This is a genomic window from Thermococcus sp. (assembly GCF_027063845.1).
Lineage (GTDB): Archaea > Methanobacteriota_B > Thermococci > Thermococcales > Thermococcaceae > Thermococcus.
Window position 1 is genome coordinate 25,895 of record NZ_JAMOQU010000115.1, and the last position, 17,899, is coordinate 43,793.

At 54.2% G+C, this 17,899-nt stretch carries 25 protein-coding genes; 11 read left to right on the forward strand and 14 right to left on the reverse strand.

Annotation, left to right across the window (positions count from 1 at the left end):
* Window positions 1-28 precede the first annotated feature (28 nt).
* Entirely contained in the window at window positions 29-442 is a 414-nt protein-coding gene (locus MVO87_RS09560; protein WP_297513471.1) for an OsmC family protein, read from the forward strand.
* On the opposite strand, the gene MVO87_RS09565 is transcribed toward MVO87_RS09560, so the two are convergent.
* The 5 genes from MVO87_RS09565 to MVO87_RS09585 form a co-directional block, all read right to left on the reverse strand.
* A complete protein-coding gene (locus MVO87_RS09565; protein ID WP_297513469.1) occupies window positions 435-1,175 on the reverse strand; it encodes an ABC transporter permease in 741 nt (246 codons plus the stop codon). The genes MVO87_RS09560 and MVO87_RS09565 overlap by 8 nt on opposite strands.
* A complete protein-coding gene (locus MVO87_RS09570) occupies window positions 1,168-2,097 on the reverse strand; it encodes an efflux ABC transporter ATPase subunit, DrrA-related (RefSeq protein WP_297513467.1) in 930 nt (309 codons plus the stop codon). Before MVO87_RS09570 ends, MVO87_RS09565 begins: the two co-directional genes overlap by 8 nt.
* A 178-nt stretch (window positions 2,098-2,275) precedes the next feature.
* Complete coding sequence (locus tag MVO87_RS09575) at window positions 2,276-3,310, reverse strand: arsenic resistance protein (RefSeq protein ID WP_297513465.1); 1,035 nt, start codon at window positions 3,308-3,310, stop codon at window positions 2,276-2,278.
* 145 nt (window positions 3,311-3,455) lie between these two features.
* Window positions 3,456-3,770, reverse strand: coding sequence for a hypothetical protein (locus MVO87_RS09580; RefSeq protein WP_297513463.1), 315 nt, complete (start codon window positions 3,768-3,770; stop codon window positions 3,456-3,458).
* A gap of 39 nt (window positions 3,771-3,809) precedes the next feature.
* On the reverse strand, window positions 3,810-4,649 hold the full coding sequence (locus tag MVO87_RS09585) for a sulfite exporter TauE/SafE family protein (RefSeq protein WP_297513461.1): 840 nt from the start codon (window positions 4,647-4,649) through the stop codon (window positions 3,810-3,812).
* Window positions 4,650-4,775: 126 nt separating this feature from the next.
* Here MVO87_RS09585 and MVO87_RS09590 point away from each other — a divergent pair, with 126 nt between their 5' ends.
* The 3 genes from MVO87_RS09590 (at window position 4,776) to MVO87_RS09600 (ending at window position 6,672) form a co-directional block, all read left to right on the forward strand.
* Window positions 4,776-5,114: a helix-turn-helix domain-containing protein gene (locus MVO87_RS09590; RefSeq protein WP_015858460.1), complete on the forward strand. Its 339-nt coding sequence runs from the start codon at window positions 4,776-4,778 to the stop codon at window positions 5,112-5,114.
* An 87-nt stretch (window positions 5,115-5,201) separates the two neighbouring features.
* The gene (locus MVO87_RS09595) at window positions 5,202-5,597 is read left to right on the forward strand and encodes a NifB/NifX family molybdenum-iron cluster-binding protein (RefSeq protein WP_297513456.1); all 396 of its coding nucleotides are present in this window, start codon (window positions 5,202-5,204) and stop codon (window positions 5,595-5,597) included.
* A 70-nt stretch (window positions 5,598-5,667) separates the two neighbouring features.
* Window positions 5,668-6,672 (forward strand): TDT family transporter, encoded by a 1,005-nt coding sequence (locus tag MVO87_RS09600; protein ID WP_297513484.1) that lies wholly within the window; start codon window positions 5,668-5,670, stop codon window positions 6,670-6,672.
* Window positions 6,673-6,687: 15 nt separating this feature from the next.
* Here the strand turns inward: MVO87_RS09600 and MVO87_RS09605 are convergent, their stop codons facing one another.
* Together MVO87_RS09605 and MVO87_RS09610 are read right to left on the reverse strand one after the other, a co-directional pair.
* Window positions 6,688-7,641, reverse strand: a complete 954-nt coding sequence (locus MVO87_RS09605; RefSeq protein WP_297552980.1) for a SufB/SufD family protein — start codon at window positions 7,639-7,641, stop codon at window positions 6,688-6,690.
* A gap of 3 nt (window positions 7,642-7,644) precedes the next feature.
* Window positions 7,645-8,349 (reverse strand): ATP-binding cassette domain-containing protein, encoded by a 705-nt coding sequence (locus MVO87_RS09610; RefSeq protein ID WP_297514994.1) that lies wholly within the window; start codon window positions 8,347-8,349, stop codon window positions 7,645-7,647.
* Window positions 8,350-8,483: 134 nt separating this feature from the next.
* On the opposite strand from MVO87_RS09610, the gene MVO87_RS09615 reads away from it, so the two are divergent.
* A complete protein-coding gene (locus tag MVO87_RS09615; protein ID WP_297514991.1) occupies window positions 8,484-8,900 on the forward strand; it encodes a 4Fe-4S dicluster domain-containing protein in 417 nt (138 codons plus the stop codon).
* On the opposite strand, the gene MVO87_RS09620 is transcribed toward MVO87_RS09615, so the two are convergent.
* Window positions 8,890-9,627: a sulfite exporter TauE/SafE family protein gene (locus MVO87_RS09620; protein WP_297514988.1), complete on the reverse strand. Its 738-nt coding sequence runs from the start codon at window positions 9,625-9,627 to the stop codon at window positions 8,890-8,892. The two genes, MVO87_RS09615 and MVO87_RS09620, sit on opposite strands and share 11 nt — an antisense overlap.
* 183 nt (window positions 9,628-9,810) lie before the next feature.
* Here MVO87_RS09620 and hypA point away from each other — a divergent pair, with 183 nt between their 5' ends.
* The 6 genes from hypA (at window position 9,811) to MVO87_RS09650 (ending at window position 13,295) form a co-directional block, all read left to right on the forward strand.
* Entirely contained in the window at window positions 9,811-10,230 is a 420-nt protein-coding gene (hypA, locus tag MVO87_RS09625) for a hydrogenase nickel incorporation protein HypA (RefSeq protein ID WP_297514985.1), read from the forward strand.
* Window positions 10,227-10,952, forward strand: a complete 726-nt coding sequence (locus MVO87_RS09630; RefSeq protein ID WP_297514981.1) for an Mrp/NBP35 family ATP-binding protein — start codon at window positions 10,227-10,229, stop codon at window positions 10,950-10,952. Before hypA ends, MVO87_RS09630 begins: the two co-directional genes overlap by 4 nt.
* Before the next feature lie 93 nt (window positions 10,953-11,045).
* Window positions 11,046-11,966, forward strand: a complete 921-nt coding sequence (locus MVO87_RS09635; protein ID WP_297514978.1) for an AF_0692 family protein — start codon at window positions 11,046-11,048, stop codon at window positions 11,964-11,966.
* Between the two features lie 210 nt (window positions 11,967-12,176).
* Window positions 12,177-12,662, forward strand: a complete 486-nt coding sequence (locus MVO87_RS09640) for a hydrogenase maturation protease (RefSeq protein ID WP_297514975.1) — start codon at window positions 12,177-12,179, stop codon at window positions 12,660-12,662.
* Window positions 12,663-12,682: 20 nt separating this feature from the next.
* The gene (locus tag MVO87_RS09645; RefSeq protein WP_297552982.1) at window positions 12,683-12,892 is read left to right on the forward strand and encodes a hypothetical protein; all 210 of its coding nucleotides are present in this window, start codon (window positions 12,683-12,685) and stop codon (window positions 12,890-12,892) included.
* Window positions 12,870-13,295 carry a PIN domain-containing protein gene (locus MVO87_RS09650; protein WP_297514968.1) on the forward strand — a complete coding sequence of 142 codons (426 nt, stop codon included), beginning with the start codon at window positions 12,870-12,872 and terminating at the stop codon, window positions 13,293-13,295. The genes MVO87_RS09645 and MVO87_RS09650 overlap by 23 nt, the downstream gene beginning before the upstream one ends.
* On the opposite strand, the gene mobA is transcribed toward MVO87_RS09650, so the two are convergent.
* Genes mobA through MVO87_RS09680 form a run of 6 tightly spaced genes read right to left on the reverse strand, consistent with a single transcriptional unit; the run spans window position 13,267 to window position 17,899 of the window.
* Window positions 13,267-13,857 carry a molybdenum cofactor guanylyltransferase MobA gene (mobA, locus tag MVO87_RS09655; protein ID WP_297552983.1) on the reverse strand — a complete coding sequence of 197 codons (591 nt, stop codon included), beginning with the start codon at window positions 13,855-13,857 and terminating at the stop codon, window positions 13,267-13,269. The genes MVO87_RS09650 and mobA overlap by 29 nt on opposite strands.
* Window positions 13,854-14,300, reverse strand: a complete 447-nt coding sequence (locus tag MVO87_RS09660; RefSeq protein WP_297552985.1) for a nucleotidyltransferase — start codon at window positions 14,298-14,300, stop codon at window positions 13,854-13,856. Before MVO87_RS09660 ends, mobA begins: the two co-directional genes overlap by 4 nt.
* 39 nt (window positions 14,301-14,339) lie before the next feature.
* Window positions 14,340-14,657 (reverse strand): hypothetical protein, encoded by a 318-nt coding sequence (locus MVO87_RS09665; protein WP_297552987.1) that lies wholly within the window; start codon window positions 14,655-14,657, stop codon window positions 14,340-14,342.
* Window position 14,658: 1 nt separating this feature from the next.
* On the reverse strand, window positions 14,659-15,495 hold the full coding sequence (locus tag MVO87_RS09670) for an NADH-quinone oxidoreductase subunit B family protein (RefSeq protein ID WP_297512112.1): 837 nt from the start codon (window positions 15,493-15,495) through the stop codon (window positions 14,659-14,661).
* The gene (locus tag MVO87_RS09675) at window positions 15,495-16,100 is read right to left on the reverse strand and encodes a 4Fe-4S dicluster domain-containing protein (RefSeq protein WP_297512110.1); all 606 of its coding nucleotides are present in this window, start codon (window positions 16,098-16,100) and stop codon (window positions 15,495-15,497) included. The genes MVO87_RS09670 and MVO87_RS09675 overlap by 1 nt, the downstream gene beginning before the upstream one ends.
* Entirely contained in the window at window positions 16,100-17,899 is a 1,800-nt protein-coding gene (locus MVO87_RS09680) for a hydrogenase large subunit (RefSeq protein ID WP_297512117.1), read from the reverse strand. The genes MVO87_RS09675 and MVO87_RS09680 overlap by 1 nt, the downstream gene beginning before the upstream one ends.

Here is a 17,899-nt window from a genome sequence, read left to right on the forward strand (position 1 = left end):
CAGAGTTCATAAAAGGGCGGGGATAACCATGGAACGCCTTGAGTATCGGGCCGAACTCAAATGGGATGGCAACGTTGGGAGTGAGGCGAAGGTTAGGGAGTTCTCATTCAGGATTGACACGAACACGGACGGCAACAACACAGGGCCCAACCCGACCGAATATCTGCTGGCGGCCATAGGCGGTTGTCTGACAGTGAACTGGGGCAGACTAATCAAGAAGATGCGCCTGAAGGTTGATGGCATGGAGATAACCGTCTCGGGATGGAGGGACAGAAAAGAGCCCCAGCTGAGGGAGATTGCCTACAAAATCAGAATTGTGACAGATGAGCCTGAGAAGAAGATACTCCGCGTCAAGGAGCTCGCCGAGAAGTACGGAACTGTTTTCAACACGGTAGGGGCGGAGAAGATAAAGGGAGAAGTGGAGATGGTTAGGCCTAAGTGAACCTCCTCTCCAGGACTTTTCTGTGGATTGCCGTGCCCGTGAAGAAGAACGCAAAGCCAAACAGGGCCAGCATTAAAAGGTCAAGCCACACGGGTAAATATCCCTTTCCAAGTGAATGCCTCAGAGCGTCAACGTAGTATGTCAGCGGCGAGACGAGGGAAATCCACCTGCCGTAGGCCGGCAGGTTCTCAATGGGAACGAAGATGCCGCTGATGAAGAGGAGCGAGAACTTAACGAGCGACGACAGCATCATGACGTCGGCGGGAACGTCCGTGGGAGGATAGGAGGACATTAAGACTGTCATCGCAGAGAAGCACCCGACGGCCAGGAGCGTGGACAGGACGAAGAGCCAGATAGCAGGGCGGACTGAGAGGTAGAGCATCGCGGGAACCGCTATCGCGAACGTTATCGCAAGCCCGAAGTAGAGGGAAGCCTGGAAGTCGCCGAGGAGCACCGTCGTCAGCGAAACTGGGGCAGTTATGAGCCTCTCGAAGGTTCTTCCCCTGCACTCCCACGGGATTATCGTGGGGCCAACGGCGGTGGATGTGAAGAATGCCGTCATGGCCGTTAGGCCAACGAGGAGATGACCACCTGAGAGGTTGCGCCCTATCATAAAAGCTAGGAAGAGGAAGAAGGGGAAGAGGAGGCCCATTATTACAACCGGTCCCTTGAGGTAGAAGATGCGCATGTCCTTCTTCGCTATGGCGAAGGAGCGTTTGAGCGTTTCAATCATTCCCCTCACCCACCAGCTTGATGAAGACGTCCTCCAGAGACGGGGACAGAGTTCTCAGGCTCACTATCCGCAGGTTATTTCTCTCGGCGTAGTGGACGAGCTCTTTAACCGTTGCATCTGGGTCGTTCGTGAAAACCCTCGCCTTGTCCCCCATCAGCTCAACCCTCGTTGCCGAGGCTATCTCCGAGGGGTCGAGTTTCATCGGCTCAAAGCTGACCTCGACCGAGACACTTCCTTTGACCAGCTGCTTGAGCTTCTCGGGCGTGTCAATCGCTATTAGCTTTCCCCGCCTTATTATTCCAATCCTCTCGCACAGCTCGTTTGCGTCAACCATGTTGTGGGTCGTCATGAATATCGTCTTTCCCTTCCTCTTCTCCTCGCGGATGACGTCCTTTATCAGGCGTGCGCTTAGGACGTCAAGCCCGCTCGTCGGTTCGTCGAGGATTAAAAGCTCTGGGTCGCTTATCATCGCCATCGCGAGGATGAGGCGCTGTTTCATGCCCTTGGAAAAAGCTTTTACCTTCACGTTCCTCTTCTCGTAGAGGTCGAAGAGCTTGAGGAGCTCAACCGAGCGCCTCTCTATCTCCCTCCTTCCCATCCCGTAGAGCTCGCCCATGAGCCTGAGGTTCTGCATCGCCGTCAGGTCAACATAAGGGTTGGCCATCTCGGGGACGATGCCCGTCCTCTCCCTCGCCTTTATCTTTTCCCTCTCGTCGAGCATGTCATAGCCGAGAACCCTTATCTCTCCTGAATTCGGCCTCAGAACGCCTGTAATCGTTCTGACGGTAGTCGTCTTTCCCGCCCCGTTCGGACCGAGGAAGCCGAAAATCTCGCCCTTCTTAACCTCAAAGCTCACGTTATCAACGGCGAGAAAGGAACCGTAGTACTTGGTGAGCCCGACGACTTCTATGGCGTTATCCATGATTATCCCCTCGGTTATAGGAGAAGTTTAGAAAGTTAAAAGAGTTCAGGCTTTTGTTCAATAGATAACCCCAGCGCCCCGTTAAGGAAGAATTGTGGAGAGTGAAGCTTGGAGTTGGCCGTTCCAGTTTTGTTTCAGGGCAGACGGAGTTGTTCGGAAGCGTTGCCCTTAGGGGCATTCAACTCACCTCGGGTTCCCCACTTTTTCCTTTTGAGCAGGCGCCAACTTCGTAAAGGCACCTTACCCTCTCCGCGAGCCTCAGGTAGAGGATTAGGAAGATTATCTGGAATATCGGTAGAGTCGCCGCAGGAATCGCTACGAGTGGCTGGAACGCGAGCGTGGCTATAGCTATCGCCGTTCCGTTGTTCTTCCCAACGCTAAGGAAGACTATTCCCATATGCTCCTCATAGCTGAGGCCAAGGGCTCTGTCCAGCCACGTTATTAGAGCGAGCATTAGGAGCATGTAAACCGTGTTCACAACGGCCAGCTCGACGAGGATGAACCACTTGCTCAGTAACAGCTGTGCCTTCATGAAGAATATCAAGCCAACGAGCAGGAGCATTGTTGTCATGGTAATTGAGCCAAAGAGGGGTTTTAGTTTTGAGAACCCTTTCTCGCCAAGTCTCCTTATGAGGAGCCTTCTCGTAAGGTCGCCGAGGAACATCGGCAGTATGAGAACTACAAAGACAGTCTTAAGGAGCAGGGGGAGCGGAACCGGGACGTTATAGGCACTTCCGAGTAGCTTTACCCAGAGTGGAAGCATTAGGGGTATTAACAGGAAGTTAACGCCCAATGCAACTGTGGCAACTTCGAGGTCTCCCCCAGCTAACCCCGTGTAGCCTATGCTCATCGAAGACCCCGGAACCAGCATGACGAGGAGGAAGCCGAGTGCAAGGTTTGGGTCGTGGATGAAGCCCTTAACGAGCAGGAAAGCTATGAGGGGAGTCAGCACGAAGTTGTAGACGAGGCTTAAGAGGACTGGCTTCGGTTCCTTCAGAACCTTTGGTATCCTCTCCAGGTTGAGGTTCACCATCATCGGGTATATCATGAGGAACACAAGAACCGTCGTCAGGTTGCTGAGTAGGGTTTTGTGAACCATTGCAAAGTCATGAAAAGCAAGCCCGAGGGCCCAACCTAAGCCTATGGCAATGAGTGAGTACCAGAGGAGGTTTTTCTTAAGGTTTTTAGCAAGTTTTTCAAACATGGGCATCATCCCTTTCATATTTTGTTTATTTCATATGAACATATTTTCGCATGAAATTTGCCATGACATTTAAAAACATTACTGGACAGGAATGGGTACAGGTATGGTGCGGAGCCAGAGGCAATCCCTTCTGGGATAACAGAAAGACAAAGGTTCAGGCGAGCCATAGGAGGCCCGCCACCCTTCCGTCCTTCACGAGCTGGACTTTCGTCCCCCACTTCCCGTGCCAGTAGGCGCCGACTTCGAGTTCTCTTGGCTCGACGTCCTCCCAGAGCTCCCCGACTATCTCCCCGTCAACGAGCAGGGGGACGTGGAAGGTTCCGCAGCGGCAGTGCCACGCGGGCCCCTTCGTGGCCTTCCCGAGCAGTGCCAGCGCCCTTGCCCTGATCTCCTCGTAGCTCGGCTCGTTTCCCATCACGTAGCCAAACCTTCCAACCTTCCATTTCCATCCGGGAACACCGAACGGCATCTCAACCACCTCCTTCTTTTTGCTCAAACAACGAAAGGGTCACGGGGCGGGGGAGGGCCTTCTCGCCATGCGCCTTCCCATTCCGTACAGGAAGGCCAGGAAGGCACCCACCACGGCCCCCACGCTGAGCACGTGGAGCGTCTCTGGCACGTTCGCCGTGAGTATCTTCGCGATTATCTCAACGGTCGCGAGCGAGAGCAACCCCATCGTTGCGTAGCGGACGTGGAGTGGTTTCACCCTGTGCATCAGGAGCGTGCCTGTTATCCCGCCGAGGAAGCCAGCGGTTGCTATCGCCGCAAGGGTTCCAGTCGCTATGGGTATCCTCGGGAGCAGGAGGGCGTAGGTCAGCAGGGTAACGCCCGAAACTCCGAGCGCAGTCGCTGCCGTGTTCGCCGAGACCTTCTTCGGGTTTCTGAAGAGGTACGAGAAGGCTATGATTGCTATGGGCGATGCATCAACGCCTATGAGCCCCGCGGTGAAGCCCTGAACCGCTCCAAGCAGGTACGTCTTCCGTCCATCTCCACCCTCCGCCGCTCCACCGGTAACCATGCGGTAGATGGCGAAGAGGAAGAACAATGCAAGGGCCACGAGTACGAAGATCCTCGGGATGTGAACGTTCACGTACGCTCCCAGAGGTACGAAGAGCGCCGCGGGGACAAAGACCCTCGCAACCTTCCTCCACGCTATGAGGCCCTTCTTCCAGTTCATGGCGGTTGCCACGGTCAGCTCCGCCGTGTTCTGGGTCAGCCCGAGCAGCATGGCCGCGTGAACGCCCAGCCCCATGGCTATGTAGTTGGGTATGAGCACTCCCGCCGCTCCCATTCCAGCTATCGCGAACACGCTCGCGAGGATGTAGGTGAGTATCACCATCCCAAACATCCTCCATCACCTCCTTCTTTTCTGTTTTGTAATATCACAAAAGTTTTTATAAAGTTTTCTATAACATTCGAGTTAAAATCACCCAAAAGCGGTAATTTTATAAAGATAGGGGAGCAATAATCAACGGTGGTGAAGGTGCCGAAGTGGATGATGGGTGACATGGCAGTTTTGAAGAACCTCATGATGACCCTCAAGCCCTTAATGGCCGAACCGAGGCGGAGCATCATAAGAATCCTGAGCGATGGCATAAAGGGAACGAACGAGATATACCAAGCCCTTCAGGAGAGGGGCCTCAACATGCCCCGCTCAACGCTCTACTACCACCTCTCTGCCCTCGAGGACATGGGGATAATCGAGATGGCGGGTTACAGGGAAGTTGGAGGCGGAGCGCCCGAGAAGCTCTGGAAGCTCAAGGTCAGGAAGGTAGGAATAGACCTTGTCACGGGAGAGATTTTCAGGGAGTGAGTTAGCCTTGAAGCTGAGTTTCATTATTTTGTGCCTATGCACAAAGCTTATATGAGAAAAAAATTTCAATTAAGCGGGTGATGTGGCATGAGGATAGCGGTTCCGGCTGTGGATGACAGAGGCTTAGAAAGCGAAGTTAGCGGGCACTTTGGCAGGGCAAGGTATTTTGTCTTCGTGGACGTTGAAGACGGCAAAATAAAGGATTTCGAGGTCGTTGAGGTTCCCTTCGAGGAGCACGGCCCTGGAGACCTCCCGAGGTTCGTCAAGGAGCACGGCGGGGAGGTCGTCCTCGCCTACGGGATGGGTCAGAGAGCTATCTCATTCTTCAACGAGCTCGGCATAGAGGTCGTTACTGGTGCCTATGGAAAAATAAGGGACGTCGTCGAGGCGTTCATTCACCAGGTCCTCGAGGTTGACCCCTACTGGAAGGAGAAGATAGAGCGCGAAAAGGAAAGGGAAGGAGGGAAAAAGCACAGCCATTGAGACGGTTTTCAACGATGGGTTCAGGAAACGTTTAAATTTTTTCATATGATTTTTCCGTTCGGTGAAGCAGATGAAGGTGAGCGTAAAGGACTTCGCGCCGAGCTGGTTCGCGAGCGTCATGGGGACTGGGGCCTTGGCTCTGGCCAGCAAAGCTTATTCATCGAGGATTTCGGCCCTGGGTGGACTGGCGGAGTTCCTCGTTTACTTCAACACACTCCTGTTCTTCGTCCTCCTAATCCCCTGGCTCCTCAGGTGGGTGAAGTACACGGAAAACGCCCTGAAAGACCTCAAGCACCCAATGGTGAGCCACTTCTACGGGACGATAGCCGTGGCCATGCTCGTACTCTCGGCGGACTACCTCTTCATACTCAGGAAAACCGCAATAGCGAAGGCGTTCTGGATTCCAGGGGCAGTCCTAACGATATTCTTTGCCCTGCTCATCCCCTACCTGATGTTCGTGGAGAGGGAGATAGACCTCAAGTCAGTTACCCCAGCCTGGTTCATTCCCCCGGTCGGACTGATTGTGATTCCAATGAGCGGTGCGGCTTTGATATCGAGCTTCTCGGGAACTGCCAGGGAGGTTGCCTACGCGGTTAACTACTTCGCATGGGGAGCGGGCTTCTTCCTCTACCTCGGCCTCTTCGCGATAGTGTTTTTCCGCTTCATAAGGCACGAGCCGATGCCCTGCGGTATGGCCCCAGCGGTGTGGATAAACCTCGGTCCGATAGGTGCAGGAACCTCAACGCTCTACGCGCTCGTCAAGGCCAGCGACTTCCTTACTGTCAAAGAACCGTTCTTCGCCTTCGGTCTAATCCTCTGGGGCTTCGGTGTCTGGTGGCTGGCGATGGCCATCATAATGACCATCTACTACATCAGGAAGCTCAACCTGCCCTACAGCCTCGCCTGGTGGGCCTTCATCTTCCCGCTCGGGGCCTACGTGGGGGCAACGCACAACGTTGGCACGGCCTTTGGGATAGGGGTTATCGATAGCTTTGGCTTCGCCCTCTACTGGCTTCTCCTCACTATATGGCTGGTAACGGGTTTGAAAACAGCGAAGCACGTGCTCCTCGAATGATTTTCTTTTTACAATTCACCATTCTCCGAGGAGGCCCTTTATTATGAGCTCCGCCGCCTCGTCCTCTGTTAGACCCTTGGCCATGAGCTGGATGAGCTGGGCCTCGTTTATCCTGCCTATCGAGGCCTCGTGCGTGAGCTCGGCCTTATCGTTCTTCACCCTCAGCAGGGGGACGGTCTGGACGTCGGCGTCGCCCTTAACTATTTCGTGGCACTCGACGTGGCCCTTCGCGTAGTCTCCAAAACCATAGGCCTCGTTTATGACGTTTACCTTCGCTCTGTCAAAGGCTATTGCCGTGCTCCTCAGGTTCGCCCTCGAGTGGGCCCCTTCCAGGTAGGCGACTTCCTTCATCTCAACACAATCATCTTTAACGGCCTTGACCTTCGTCTCAATCTCAAGGACGGCCCTCTCACCGAGCCTCGCGACCATCTCAAGCTTCAGCTCCTTCGCTCTGTGCTTCGTCAGGGTGAACTTCCCCGTGTAGCGGGCGTTTCTGCCGACCTCAACCTCTGTTTTACCAACCATCCTCACTCCCTCGCCGTGAACGTGCTCGTCGTCGTAGAGCACGCTCGAACCTTCCCCGATTTTTATCCTCGCTATTGCCTCGTGGGTAAAGTCCTTGGCGTAGGGAAAGATGCAGTGGGAGGTGAACCTGACCTTCGAGTTTTTGCCAACGTTTATGTCAAAGATAACCCTCTGGTAGCCCTCGCTCTTCAAATAGCCCGTGCAGAGGTGTATTGGGAATGGGAGCTCAACGCCCTCAGCTATTTTAACTTCAGCCCTAACGCCCTTCTCAATCTCCTCGCCCCTTATCTCAACCCCCGGAACGTTGTTGAGGCCGATGATTTTGTCCCCGCTGATGATTATCGCCGCTATCCTGTCCCCGAAGAGGGATGTATCGAGGCCCTCCCGCTGGTAGGCCTCAACCAGCGCCTCGTATTCTCTCGTGAGGTCAACCTTTATCGTCATGCCTCAGCCCTCCGCAAAGGAGCATCTCCTGCAGGTTTTCCGATAGTAGTCGACAACCTCCTGCGAGAAGCCCTTTCTGACGATTCTCCCGCCACAGACGAAATAGGCGAAGTCCGTCTTGAGCGCAATTCCCTCGTGGTGGGTGATTAGGATTACCGTGGTTCCGCACTTCCGGAAGCGGTCGAGGATTACTTCTATCAGCTTCCCCGCCGTTATATCAAGGCCAGAGTCGGGTTCATCGAGAATTGCATACCTCGGTTTCAGTAGGAGGAGCGACGCAAGCTCCACCCTCTTCCTCTCGCCACCGCTCAGACTTTTGTCCACAAAACGATGGGCGTAGAGTTCGTAGGGAAGGCCAACGAGCTCAAGGACTTCCCTTATCCCGTCCTCGCCAATTTTGAGCTTCCCGCCGAGCGTTAGGTAGTTCCTCACGGTTATCCCCTCGTATCGGGCCGGCTCCTGCCAGGCCATGCTTATTCCCCGCTTTGCCCTCTCCGTAACGCTCAGCCCTGTTACGTCCTCGCCATCGAGGAGAACCTGGCCCGAGGTTGGTCTAAGCTCCCCCATCAAAATACGGGCTATCGTTGATTTTCCCGCGCCGTTCGGCCCGAGTATCGAGTAGCTCATTCCATCCCTGAAGGTCATGTTTATCGAGCGGAGTATTCTCCTGCCGTTTTGAGAGTATTCAACGTTCCTCAGGCAGAGCATTTCTATCAAGAAGCTTTCATGTGAAAATAATTTAAATTTTTCTGGACAACTTCGTCCAGAACTTTTAGTTGAAAACAATAACATATGAAAATTATTTTAAATCAATTTGAACAACTCCCTATGGCGGTGATAAAATGGCCGGAGGAGAAGCTCCTGTCATAGGGAAAGACGCCCTTGGAAGGCCCGTCAAAGACCTGAGCGTCATCCCTTGGTGGGGCGTTGACAGGAAGAAGATAGAATGGTACCCGAGGATAAACTACGACAGATGCGCGGGGTGTGGAATCTGCTTCATAACCTGTGGAAGGCGTGTCTTCGACTGGGACAGGGAGAAGGGGAAGCCCGTCGTTGCGAGGCCCTACAACTGTATGGTCGGCTGTTCAACGTGCGCAACGCTCTGCCCCTGCGACGCGATAGAGTTCCCGCCGAAGGAGTATGTCAAAAAGCTCATCATCGAGAACAACATAATAAGAAAGGCCTTCGATATAACGAAGCCACTGAGAGAGAAAAAGGAGGAAAAGGTGGAGGGAACCGAGAGCGAGTTCAACCCATAGCCACGAGGAGCGTTTTCAGGGCTATAAGGTACATCATGACCCCTATCACCTTTTTTACCTGCTCCGAGCTCATCTTGAAGTGCATGAGATGAGTTCCCAGCCAGCCTCCCGCTATAGCTGGAATCGAAACCCAGAGAAGCAGTTCCCAGTCCAGCGTTCCCATCCCCCAGTAGGTCAGGAATCCGCTCAGCGATGAGAAGAACACGACCAGCGCGGTCGTTGCGGCGACTTTTTTCGGCTCGTAGCCGAGCATTATGAGGGCGGGGCTGATTATCCCGCCCCCGCCGACGCCGAGGAGACCGCCGAGGAAGCCCGCTATTCCACCGATGAGAGAGCCCTCGACGATGTGATTACCTTTCCTCTCCTTTCTCCTGGGTTTGAAGAAAATCATCATAGTGCCCGAATACAGTAGGAAAGCCACGAAAACCCAGAGGACGTAGACCTTGGGGATGAACTTGCCCGCGTAGGCTCCAACAGGGGCCATCGCCGTTGCGACGATTAAAATCGGGAGCCCGAAGCGGTGGTCGAGCTTCCCGTGCTTTATGTTCTTGAGAGTTGCCGAAAGCATCGAGAGCGTGTTTATGAAGAGACCAGTGGGCTTGGCCGTCATGAGAGGTACTCCCAGCCAGCCCATGACCGGGACTATCGCTATCGCCGAGCCGACACCTCCAATGGAGAATATGATGCTCAGGATGAAGGCTATAAGTGCCAGTTCTGGGTAGTTCATTAGACTCACCTCATTTTCTTTTGCCACTCAAATGGATGAAGAAGTATTTAAATGATTTATAAGCTTTTGTCTCGATTTTGATAGGCCTAACATCACAGTACTAAAATTATACCCCACCCGTTAACCGCCGGTGTTAAACCCAACCATTTTTAAGGTGGCACGGTAATTTTCATCGGTGATACCATGCACGAGTGGGCGCTCGCTGATGCGATAGTTAGGACCGTCCTCGACTACGCCCAGAGAGAGGGGGCAAAGAAGGTAAAGGCTGTCAAAGTAGTTCTCGGCGAACTTCAGGACGTTGCGGAGGACATAGTGAAGTTCGCGATGGAGCAGATGTTCGCGGGGACGATTGCCGAGGGCGCGGAGATAATCTTCGAGGAGGAAGAGGCGGTCTTCAAGTGCCGTAACTGCGGGCACACCTGGAAGCTCAAGGAGGTCAAGGACCGCTTTGACGAGCGCATAAAGGAGGACATCCACTTCATTCCTGAGGTCGTTCACGCGTTTCTGGCATGCCCGAAGTGCGGGAGCCACGACTTTGAGGTCGTCCAGGGAAGAGGCGTTTACGTCGCGGGGATTATGATTGAGAAGGAGGGAGAGGCATGATCGACCCGCGCGAGATAGCCATAAACGCGAGGCTTGAGAAGGTCAGGAGGATAATCCCCGTCGTCAGCGGAAAGGGCGGAGTTGGAAAATCGCTCGTCTCGACGACCCTCGCACTGGCCCTGGCCGAGAAGGGCCACAGGGTCGGCCTGCTCGACCTCGACTTCCACGGGGCCAGCGACCACGTGATTCTCGGCTTCGAGCCGAAGGAGTTCCCGGAGGAGGACAGGGGAGTAGTTCCACCTACCGTTCACGGAATAAAGTTCATGACGATAGCCTACTACACCGAGGACAGGCCGACACCGCTCCGCGGTAAGGAAATCAGCGACGCCCTCATCGAGCTCCTGACGATAACGCGCTGGGACGAGCTCGACTACCTCGTCATCGATATGCCACCCGGACTTGGTGACCAGCTGTTGGATGTCCTCCGCTTCCTCAAGAGGGGTGAGTTCCTGGTCGTTGCAACTCCGTCAAAGCTCGCCCTCAACGTCGTGGAAAAGCTCATACAGTTGCTCCTCGAGGAGAAGCACAAAGTCCTCGGCGTCGTTGAGAACATGAAGCTTGATGAGGAGGAAGACGTCAGGAAGCTCGCCGAGCGCTACAACGTCCCGTACCTCATCGGCATACCCTTCTATCCAGAGCTTGACGCAAAGGTCGGCAACGTCGAGGAGCTCATGAAGACGGAGTTCGCGGAGAAGATAAGGGAGCTTGCGGGGAAGCTGTGATTTCTCTTCTTTTGTTCCAATGTTTTATTTTTGCCAGTTAAATCCAGAAAGTTCACGCATAAAGTTTTAACCTAGACAGGGAAAGTTTAGCCTATGAGACAAGAGACCCGAACACTATTACTCCTTACCTTCCTCTCACCTTTCTTGGCCGAAGTTCTCGGTGGTTCAACACATCCGCTCCAGCTGGTGGTTCAACCACTCTCTTTTCCTTTCCTCTGGCTCTTCTACGGTTCTGGCGTTCTCCTGATTCGCGAAGCGTGGGTGAGGTTCGGTGGTGGACAGGCTGGACTCATGCTCCTAGGCGCCCTCTACGGCGTCGTCGAGGAAGGAGTTGTAATCCGTTCATGGTTCGACCCAGACTGGCCTGACCTCGGAGCTCTCAGAGACTACGGCAGGGTCTTCGGCGTGAACACGAGCTGGGCCGTTCTCCTGACAATCTACCACACCACGATGAGCATAGCTATTCCAATTTTGGTAGTGGAACTGCTCCACCCCGAACTTCGCGGAAAGTCTCTCATTGGAAAACGAGGAGTCCTACTGGCCACACTCGCTTTCTGCGCCTCGGCCTTTGCCTTCGCACACCTCACCAGCTATGTCCCTTCCCCTGCGCAGTATTCAGTAGCCCTCTTCTCTGCTCTCGCGCTCTTACTTCTCGCCAGAAAGTTTGGGAGCATGGATGTTCCCTTCACACCAGCGCATCCATTTATCCTTGGCTTTCTCTCGGGAGCAATGATTTTCACGAGCCTTGCATTCCTCCCCAAGGCCCTTCCACCGCTCGCAACCAGCACAGTTGGAACGCTCGCCCTCGTCCTGTTCTTCGCTTCCCTTAACGGGGACGAGAAAAGGGCCGTACTCGGCTTTTTGGCGTTCTGGTTGATAATCTATGATATTCTGCTCGAGCTTGTTTGTATCATAGGTGAGGCGATACTCGGCCCGCTGAGCTACGTTCCCCTCTTCAGAGGTCTGGGCGCGGTAGATCGGGCCAGCACAGACCAATCCCACGCCGAGCGGTGATAAAGGTCATCTTCTAAATCCTACCTCCAATCAAAAACTAGAGACCAAAGAGCCTTCTCATTGAGTGCTAAATTCTTTTTGATGTGATCTACAATGAGAAACGCTGATTTTGTTATCTCAAAAGCATGAAGTACTTCTTCATTTCAACAACAAAGCGGTTAAAATTTTAAGGCCGAAGAATGAATTCATGGAGAACTCTGGGGTGAAAACATGAACCTCGAAGAACTCTTCCAGAATGCAAAAAGAGTTGTCATATGTGGAATCGGGAACGACATCAGGGGAGATGACGCCTTCGGCGTGCTCGTGGCGGAGAGGCTGAAGGAATTGCTGGACAACCCCAACGTCCTCGTGCTGAACTGCGGGGAGGTTCCTGAGAACTACACGGGCAAGATAGCTAACTTCAACCCTGACCTCGTCGTCCTAGTTGACGCCGTTGATTTCGGCGGTGAAGTAGGCGAGTACATCATAGCCGACCCGGAGGGAACGCTCGGGGAGGCAATATCGACGCACGGCCTTCCGCTGAAGTTCGTTACACAGTTCATGAAAACGATGGTTAACGCTGAGTTCGTGCTCATAGGCTGTCAGCCAGGCTCGACGGGCCTCTTCCAGGAGCCGAGCGAGCTGATAAAGAAGCGCGCCGAGAGACTGGCGGAGCTGTTAGCGGGGATTTTGGGAAAAGGATTTAATGGAAAATGAGTAAGTGGTTCTGTGAGACCATGCCGACGGTAGCGATTAAGATTCCCGAGGGAGTTGATATTGAGTTTGCAAAGGGCCTTGCAAAGCTCGTGGAAAAACGCTTAGAGGAACTCAGAGAGCTCAATGAACTCCTCAAAAACTCGGAGCTAACTGATGACGATATCGAGGTTATAGTTGAAGAAATAGGCAGGAAAAGGAGGGCCTTCTTTGAAAAGGCCGATAGTGATTGACACAAACGTGCTCTTCTCGTTTTTTAAGAGGGATAGCACGACCAGAAGACTCATCCTATGCATTTCACTTGATACTCCCATTTATGCTCCCGAATACCTGCTTGATGAGCTAAGGAGTTACTCCACCCTCATAAGGAGAAAGGCTCACCTCACGCATGAAGACTTCGAGAGAGTTTTGACACTGCTCAGAAAATATGTGACTTTCATCGACTATGAAAGCTACGCTGATTTTCTTGATATTGCCATCAGAATTACTCCAGACCCAAAAGACGTTGACTTTGTGGCACTTGCATTAAAGCTAAACGCGATTCTGTGGAGTAACAATAAAGAGCTTAAGAGTGTTCCGGTTTTAGAAGTTCTAAACACAAGGGAAATCATAAAAATGTTCCCTGAATGCCTTTAATCCTCCCCAAATCTTCTCTGGTGTTCACGTTGAAGAAACTCTCGCGCCACTCCTCGGGGAGGGACTCTATCGGGAGGTAGCAGGGATTGACCTCACGGATTGCCCTGTTGAGGGCGTAGTTTCCGGCTTTTATCTTCTCCTCAAGGACTTCGCGGAAGGCCCTGGAATAAGCGGCGTGAAGGGGTTCGAGGTAGCCGTTCCCCCACCTCGGCACGCAGGCAGTTTTTCCGCTCTTCTTGAATTCGGATATGATGAAATCAACGAACTCGGGGACGATAAGGGGCATGTCGCCGGCAACGACGAAGGCATCTCCAAGACCCAGCGCCGTGTAAACTCCTCCCATCGGGCCTATCAGCAGGTTATCAACGACCACGCGGTAGCCAAGCTTTTCCAGTTTCTCCGCGTTGTCCTTTGAGGCAACGAGGATGACCTCGTCGATTCTTCTGGCGGTTTCAAGCCTCTCGATGGTGTAAAGAATCAAAGGCTTGCCGTTGATTCTGTAGAGTAGCTTGTCGCCCCCGAACCGCTTTCCCCTTCCGCCGGCCAAGACAGCTCCGATCATTCCTTCCTCTCCTCGTCGACTTGGATGTACTCGATGGTGCTGATGTACTTCACGTAGTCCATCGCCTTCTTAGGGTTCAGCATGTCGTTCATGAGATTCTGGAAGTAGTTATCCTTATCGTAGGCGACTTCGTAGTTAACCACAACGTCAAGGTAGCCGGAGTGGAAGTTCTCAGCTTCCTCGCGCGTGTAGAGCTCGAAGGAGACGTGGTAGCCGTACTTCTCCTCTATAGGGTCGCGAATGTTCTCCACGAAGTCAGCCATGCGGTTCATCTTCACAGGGTCGTAGGGTTTGTCTATGACGACGACAACGTCTATCTCTGGAAAGTCCGGATCGCGGAGGTGCCTCCCGTAGAAGACTATCGAGAGAAGGTTGTCTCCGTAGAAGTCTTTTACCCTTTGAATCAACTCCTCCTTGGCCATCTTCAGCTTTGCCTCGTTCATCTCACCACCACCTGAGAAAAGTTCTGGAAAAATAAAAGTTTAATCGAAGGTCGGCTGGTAGCGGTACTCGATGTGGAGCTTGCTCTCGGAGTCGAGCTTTTCAGCCGCTTCAAGCAAGACCTTCCTGTCCTTCTCGGGCAACTCTTTAATCGGGAGCCTCAGCACGTCCCTGACCTCAATGTCGAAGGCCCTCGCGTTCTCGTCTATTCCGAGAGCAGACTTTATGAGCTTCACGGCCTCTTCGCTCAGCTCCCCCTCCTCCTCGATGATTAGCAGGTCGCCTGCGTAGTGGCCCGTAATCCTGGCCGAATACTCGGGGTAGTCCTCGTACTTGAAGCGGTAGAGCTTCCAGGGCACCTCAGACACCCGCCGTCACGGGGTACTTCTTCCTGAGGGCCTCTCCAAGGGAGTGATACTCGTCGTACAGCCTCCAGAACTCGTTTTCGAGGAAGCGCATGGCGACCTTTACCCTGGAGTCCTTCTCCTTGAGGAAGTATCCCGTGACGAGGTCGTGGAGCTTCTCCCTCGGGTTCTCAGGGCTCTCTTTGAAGGCCCTATCAACGAGCTCGATGAAGTCGTTGAGGACAGCTTCCCTGTCGTAGTAGCCTATGACGCGCCTGAGCTCCTCGCGAAGGGTGAGCCAGTAGCGGAGCGGTATCGGCCTGTCGGGGATTCTGAACTCGACCTCGTTCTCTTTGCTCGGTGTCTCCTTCGGCGGGAGTGCAATCCAGTATTCGCCCTTCATCTTCTTCTCCTTGATGCCGAGGAGCTGGGCCACGCCGTAGAGTATCTCCTCCGGGCTCGGCGGACAGCCGGGGATGTACATGTCTATCGGCACTATCATCTCCGGCCCACCGCTCCTGAGCCTGTCCCTTCCGCGCTGGGGGGAGGTGTTGTAGAGGGCGTAGCTGTTGTAGAAGATTCCACCGCTCGAGGCGCACGTACCCACGGCAACCACTATCCTCGGCTTGGGGGGCATAGCCTCATAGGCCTTCTTGAGCGCTATCCTCGTCTGCCTTGTAAGCGGGCCGGTGATGAAGAGCGCATCCGCGTGCCTCGGGTTGGGGACGACCTTGACACCGAGCCTCTCGAGGTCGTAGTAGGGGCTGAGTACGTCGAGCACCTCAATGTCACAGCCGTTACATGAACCCGCATCAACGTGATAGACCCAGACGGACTTGAGCCTTCTTCCCATCACTCCTCACCCCCCTTCTTTACGAGTATGAACGCTGGATATGCGTTGCCCTCGGTTTCCCTGAGCTTCTCGACGGTCTTGCGCATCTTTGCCTCCTGCGTCAGGCCAATCCTATCTTCAAGCGCGTACATATCGATGATTTCCTTGGGCAGAATCGCCTTAACGTACTCAATCTGCCTCTCGGTGAAGTCGAGGTACTCACCGCACTCCTCGCAGTAGGCCAGCTTGTGCTCCACTACTTCAACGAGGTCCTCCTTGTTGTCGGTAGCTATCTCGAAGATGTTAGTCGGTTCCATAGCTCCAGTCGGGCAGACCTCAACACAGCGGTGGCACCTTATACATCTCGCCGCGTTGAAGGTGAGCCTCTTGACGCCCCTCTTTTTGTCCCATTCGAGGATTAAGGCATCGGGCGGGCAGGCGTTGACGCAGGCTCCACAGCCTATGCACTTCTCGGGGTTGATGTGCGGGATTCCTCTGTACTCGGGTGGCTTCTCGATGTCAATAAAAGGATAGGGGGTGGTGACAGGGGCTTTCTTGCTGAACTTCTCGACCTCGAAGCGGTTCCACTTCTTGAGCTTCTCGGTGTAGGAGAGGCTCTCGGCCATCAGAACACCCCCCTGTACTTGATTGAGAGCTCGTTGAACTCGGCCTCGGTTAGGACCTTCACCTTGCCCGTCTCGACGTCGACGAACTGAACCCTCTCTGTACAGGAGTAGCACGGGTCAATGCTCGCTATGATGAGCGGTGCGTCTGCGACGTGATAGCCCTTGAGCATCTCCGGCACAGCAGGCAGGTTGTTGTAGGTCGGAGCCCTAACCTTCCAGCGGTAGACCTTGTTCTTCTCGCCGGTCATGACGTAGTGGACCACCTCACCGCGGTGGGCCTCGGTGAATCCTAACGCCTCTTCATACTCGGGTAAATCACCAATCGGAACCATTATGTCTCCGCCGGGCATCTGGTCAATGAGCTGTTCCACTATCCAGAGGCTCTCGAAGAGCTCGTCCATCCTGACGAGAACCCTGGCCAGAACGTCGCCCTCCTTGTAGACCGGAACCTTGAAGTCGACCTCGTTGTAGGCCATCGCTGTCTTTGTCGCCTGGTCGAGCCTCGTGTCAATCCTCCTTCCGCTGGCACGAGCGGTCGGTCCGAGGACGGAGTAGGCCTTGGCGATCTTGTAAGGCAGGATTCCGACTCCCTCGGCGCGCTTGATGAATGTGTTGGTGTTCAGGGCGATGTCGATGAACTTCTTGGTCTCCTCGCGTATCTGCTTGACGACCTTCAGGATTTCCTCCTTGCGGTAGTCGAGGATGTCCCTTCTAACTCCACCGACGATGTTCATTCCGTACTGCTTCCTGTTTCCGGTTAAGCGCTCGACAAGCCACATGACGGGCTCACGGATTCTCCACGCGTGCATAAAGCCCGTGTCGTAGCCGACGAGGTGAGCGGCTATTCCGACCCAGAGCAGGTGGTTGTGAATCCTCTCCAGCTCGAGCATCAGCGTTCTTATGTAGCGCGCCCTGTCAGGGATTTCCACGTCGGCGAGCCTCTCAACGGCCATCGCGTAGGAAACAGAGTGCTGGTAGCCACAGATTCCGCAGATTCTCTCGGCGAGGAAGAGCACCTGGTTGTAGGTAAGCCTGCCCTCCCCTGTCTTCTCGATTCCCCTGTGGGAGTAGAAGCCGCGGTAGTCAACGTCAACTATCTCCTCGCCTTTGACGAAGAGCCTGAAGTGAGCCGGCTCCTCGATACCCATGTGAACCGGGCCCATCGGGACGAGCGTCGTTCCCTCGGGCTTCTCCTTGAACTCGGTCTTAACCTCTGCCATCGGTGAGTGCCTGTAGTCCATGTCCTTCCTGAGCGGGTAGACACCTTCGGGCCAGTCCTCAGGAAGGATGAGCCTCCTCGGGTCTGGGTGGCCAACTGGGTTGAAGCCGAGCAGGTCCTTAACCTCCCTCTCTATCCACAGCGCTGCGGGGAGCTTGGCCGCGACGCTCGGGAAACTCGGGTCGTCGGCGGGCATGTAGGCCTTGAGGAAGACCCAGTAGTTCTCGTCCATGTTCTGCGGTTCAACCTGGACGTTGAGGAAAGGCATGTAGACGAACTTGCCGTTGAGTGGCCTCTCGTCGGTTCCGACGGCGGTCGAGAGGTGGGTCTCCTTGAACTCAGGGTGGTTGTGCCACCAGAGGACCGCCTCAGGAAGGACTTCCCTGTCAATCACGAACATGTACTGCCCGTAGGTCATCCTCTTGCACTCTTTAATGTGCTCTTTGAAGGCCTCGTAAAACTCCTTCAGGCCCTTTCTCTCAGAGAGGATTGTCTCGACGTCAGCCTTCCTGCAGTGGCCGTTTTCGCAGGCCCTGCACTCAAACTCGAAGTGAGCCTCCAAATCCCTCGTCGTTACCAT

What these genes read in the sequence shown, in the direction of transcription:
- MVO87_RS09560 (WP_297513471.1), top strand. Translation starts at nt 29, where the DNA reads ATGGAACGCCTTGAGTATCGGGCCGAACTCAAATGGGATGGCAACGTT.
- MVO87_RS09565 (WP_297513469.1), bottom strand. Translation starts at nt 1,175, where the DNA reads ATGATTGAAACGCTCAAACGCTCCTTCGCCATAGCGAAGAAGGACATG.
- MVO87_RS09570 (WP_297513467.1), bottom strand. Translation starts at nt 2,097, where the DNA reads ATGGATAACGCCATAGAAGTCGTCGGGCTCACCAAGTACTACGGTTCC.
- MVO87_RS09575 (WP_297513465.1), bottom strand. Translation starts at nt 3,310, where the DNA reads ATGATGCCCATGTTTGAAAAACTTGCTAAAAACCTTAAGAAAAACCTC.
- MVO87_RS09580 (WP_297513463.1), bottom strand. Translation starts at nt 3,770, where the DNA reads ATGCCGTTCGGTGTTCCCGGATGGAAATGGAAGGTTGGAAGGTTTGGC.
- MVO87_RS09585 (WP_297513461.1), bottom strand. Translation starts at nt 4,649, where the DNA reads ATGTTTGGGATGGTGATACTCACCTACATCCTCGCGAGCGTGTTCGCG.
- MVO87_RS09595 (WP_297513456.1), top strand. Translation starts at nt 5,202, where the DNA reads ATGAGGATAGCGGTTCCGGCTGTGGATGACAGAGGCTTAGAAAGCGAA.
- MVO87_RS09600 (WP_297513484.1), top strand. Translation starts at nt 5,668, where the DNA reads ATGAAGGTGAGCGTAAAGGACTTCGCGCCGAGCTGGTTCGCGAGCGTC.
- MVO87_RS09605 (WP_297552980.1), bottom strand. Translation starts at nt 7,641, where the DNA reads ATGACGATAAAGGTTGACCTCACGAGAGAATACGAGGCGCTGGTTGAG.
- MVO87_RS09610 (WP_297514994.1), bottom strand. Translation starts at nt 8,349, where the DNA reads ATGCTCTGCCTGAGGAACGTTGAATACTCTCAAAACGGCAGGAGAATA.
- MVO87_RS09615 (WP_297514991.1), top strand. Translation starts at nt 8,484, where the DNA reads ATGGCCGGAGGAGAAGCTCCTGTCATAGGGAAAGACGCCCTTGGAAGG.
- MVO87_RS09620 (WP_297514988.1), bottom strand. Translation starts at nt 9,627, where the DNA reads ATGAACTACCCAGAACTGGCACTTATAGCCTTCATCCTGAGCATCATA.
- hypA (WP_297514985.1), top strand. Translation starts at nt 9,811, where the DNA reads ATGCACGAGTGGGCGCTCGCTGATGCGATAGTTAGGACCGTCCTCGAC.
- MVO87_RS09630 (WP_297514981.1), top strand. Translation starts at nt 10,227, where the DNA reads ATGATCGACCCGCGCGAGATAGCCATAAACGCGAGGCTTGAGAAGGTC.
- MVO87_RS09635 (WP_297514978.1), top strand. Translation starts at nt 11,046, where the DNA reads ATGAGACAAGAGACCCGAACACTATTACTCCTTACCTTCCTCTCACCT.
- MVO87_RS09640 (WP_297514975.1), top strand. Translation starts at nt 12,177, where the DNA reads ATGAACCTCGAAGAACTCTTCCAGAATGCAAAAAGAGTTGTCATATGT.
- MVO87_RS09645 (WP_297552982.1), top strand. Translation starts at nt 12,683, where the DNA reads ATGCCGACGGTAGCGATTAAGATTCCCGAGGGAGTTGATATTGAGTTT.
- mobA (WP_297552983.1), bottom strand. Translation starts at nt 13,857, where the DNA reads ATGATCGGAGCTGTCTTGGCCGGCGGAAGGGGAAAGCGGTTCGGGGGC.
- MVO87_RS09660 (WP_297552985.1), bottom strand. Translation starts at nt 14,300, where the DNA reads ATGAACGAGGCAAAGCTGAAGATGGCCAAGGAGGAGTTGATTCAAAGG.
- MVO87_RS09670 (WP_297512112.1), bottom strand. Translation starts at nt 15,495, where the DNA reads ATGGGAAGAAGGCTCAAGTCCGTCTGGGTCTATCACGTTGATGCGGGT.
- MVO87_RS09675 (WP_297512110.1), bottom strand. Translation starts at nt 16,100, where the DNA reads ATGGCCGAGAGCCTCTCCTACACCGAGAAGCTCAAGAAGTGGAACCGC.
- MVO87_RS09680 (WP_297512117.1), bottom strand. Translation starts at nt 17,899, where the DNA reads ATGGTAACGACGAGGGATTTGGAGGCTCACTTCGAGTTTGAGTGCAGG.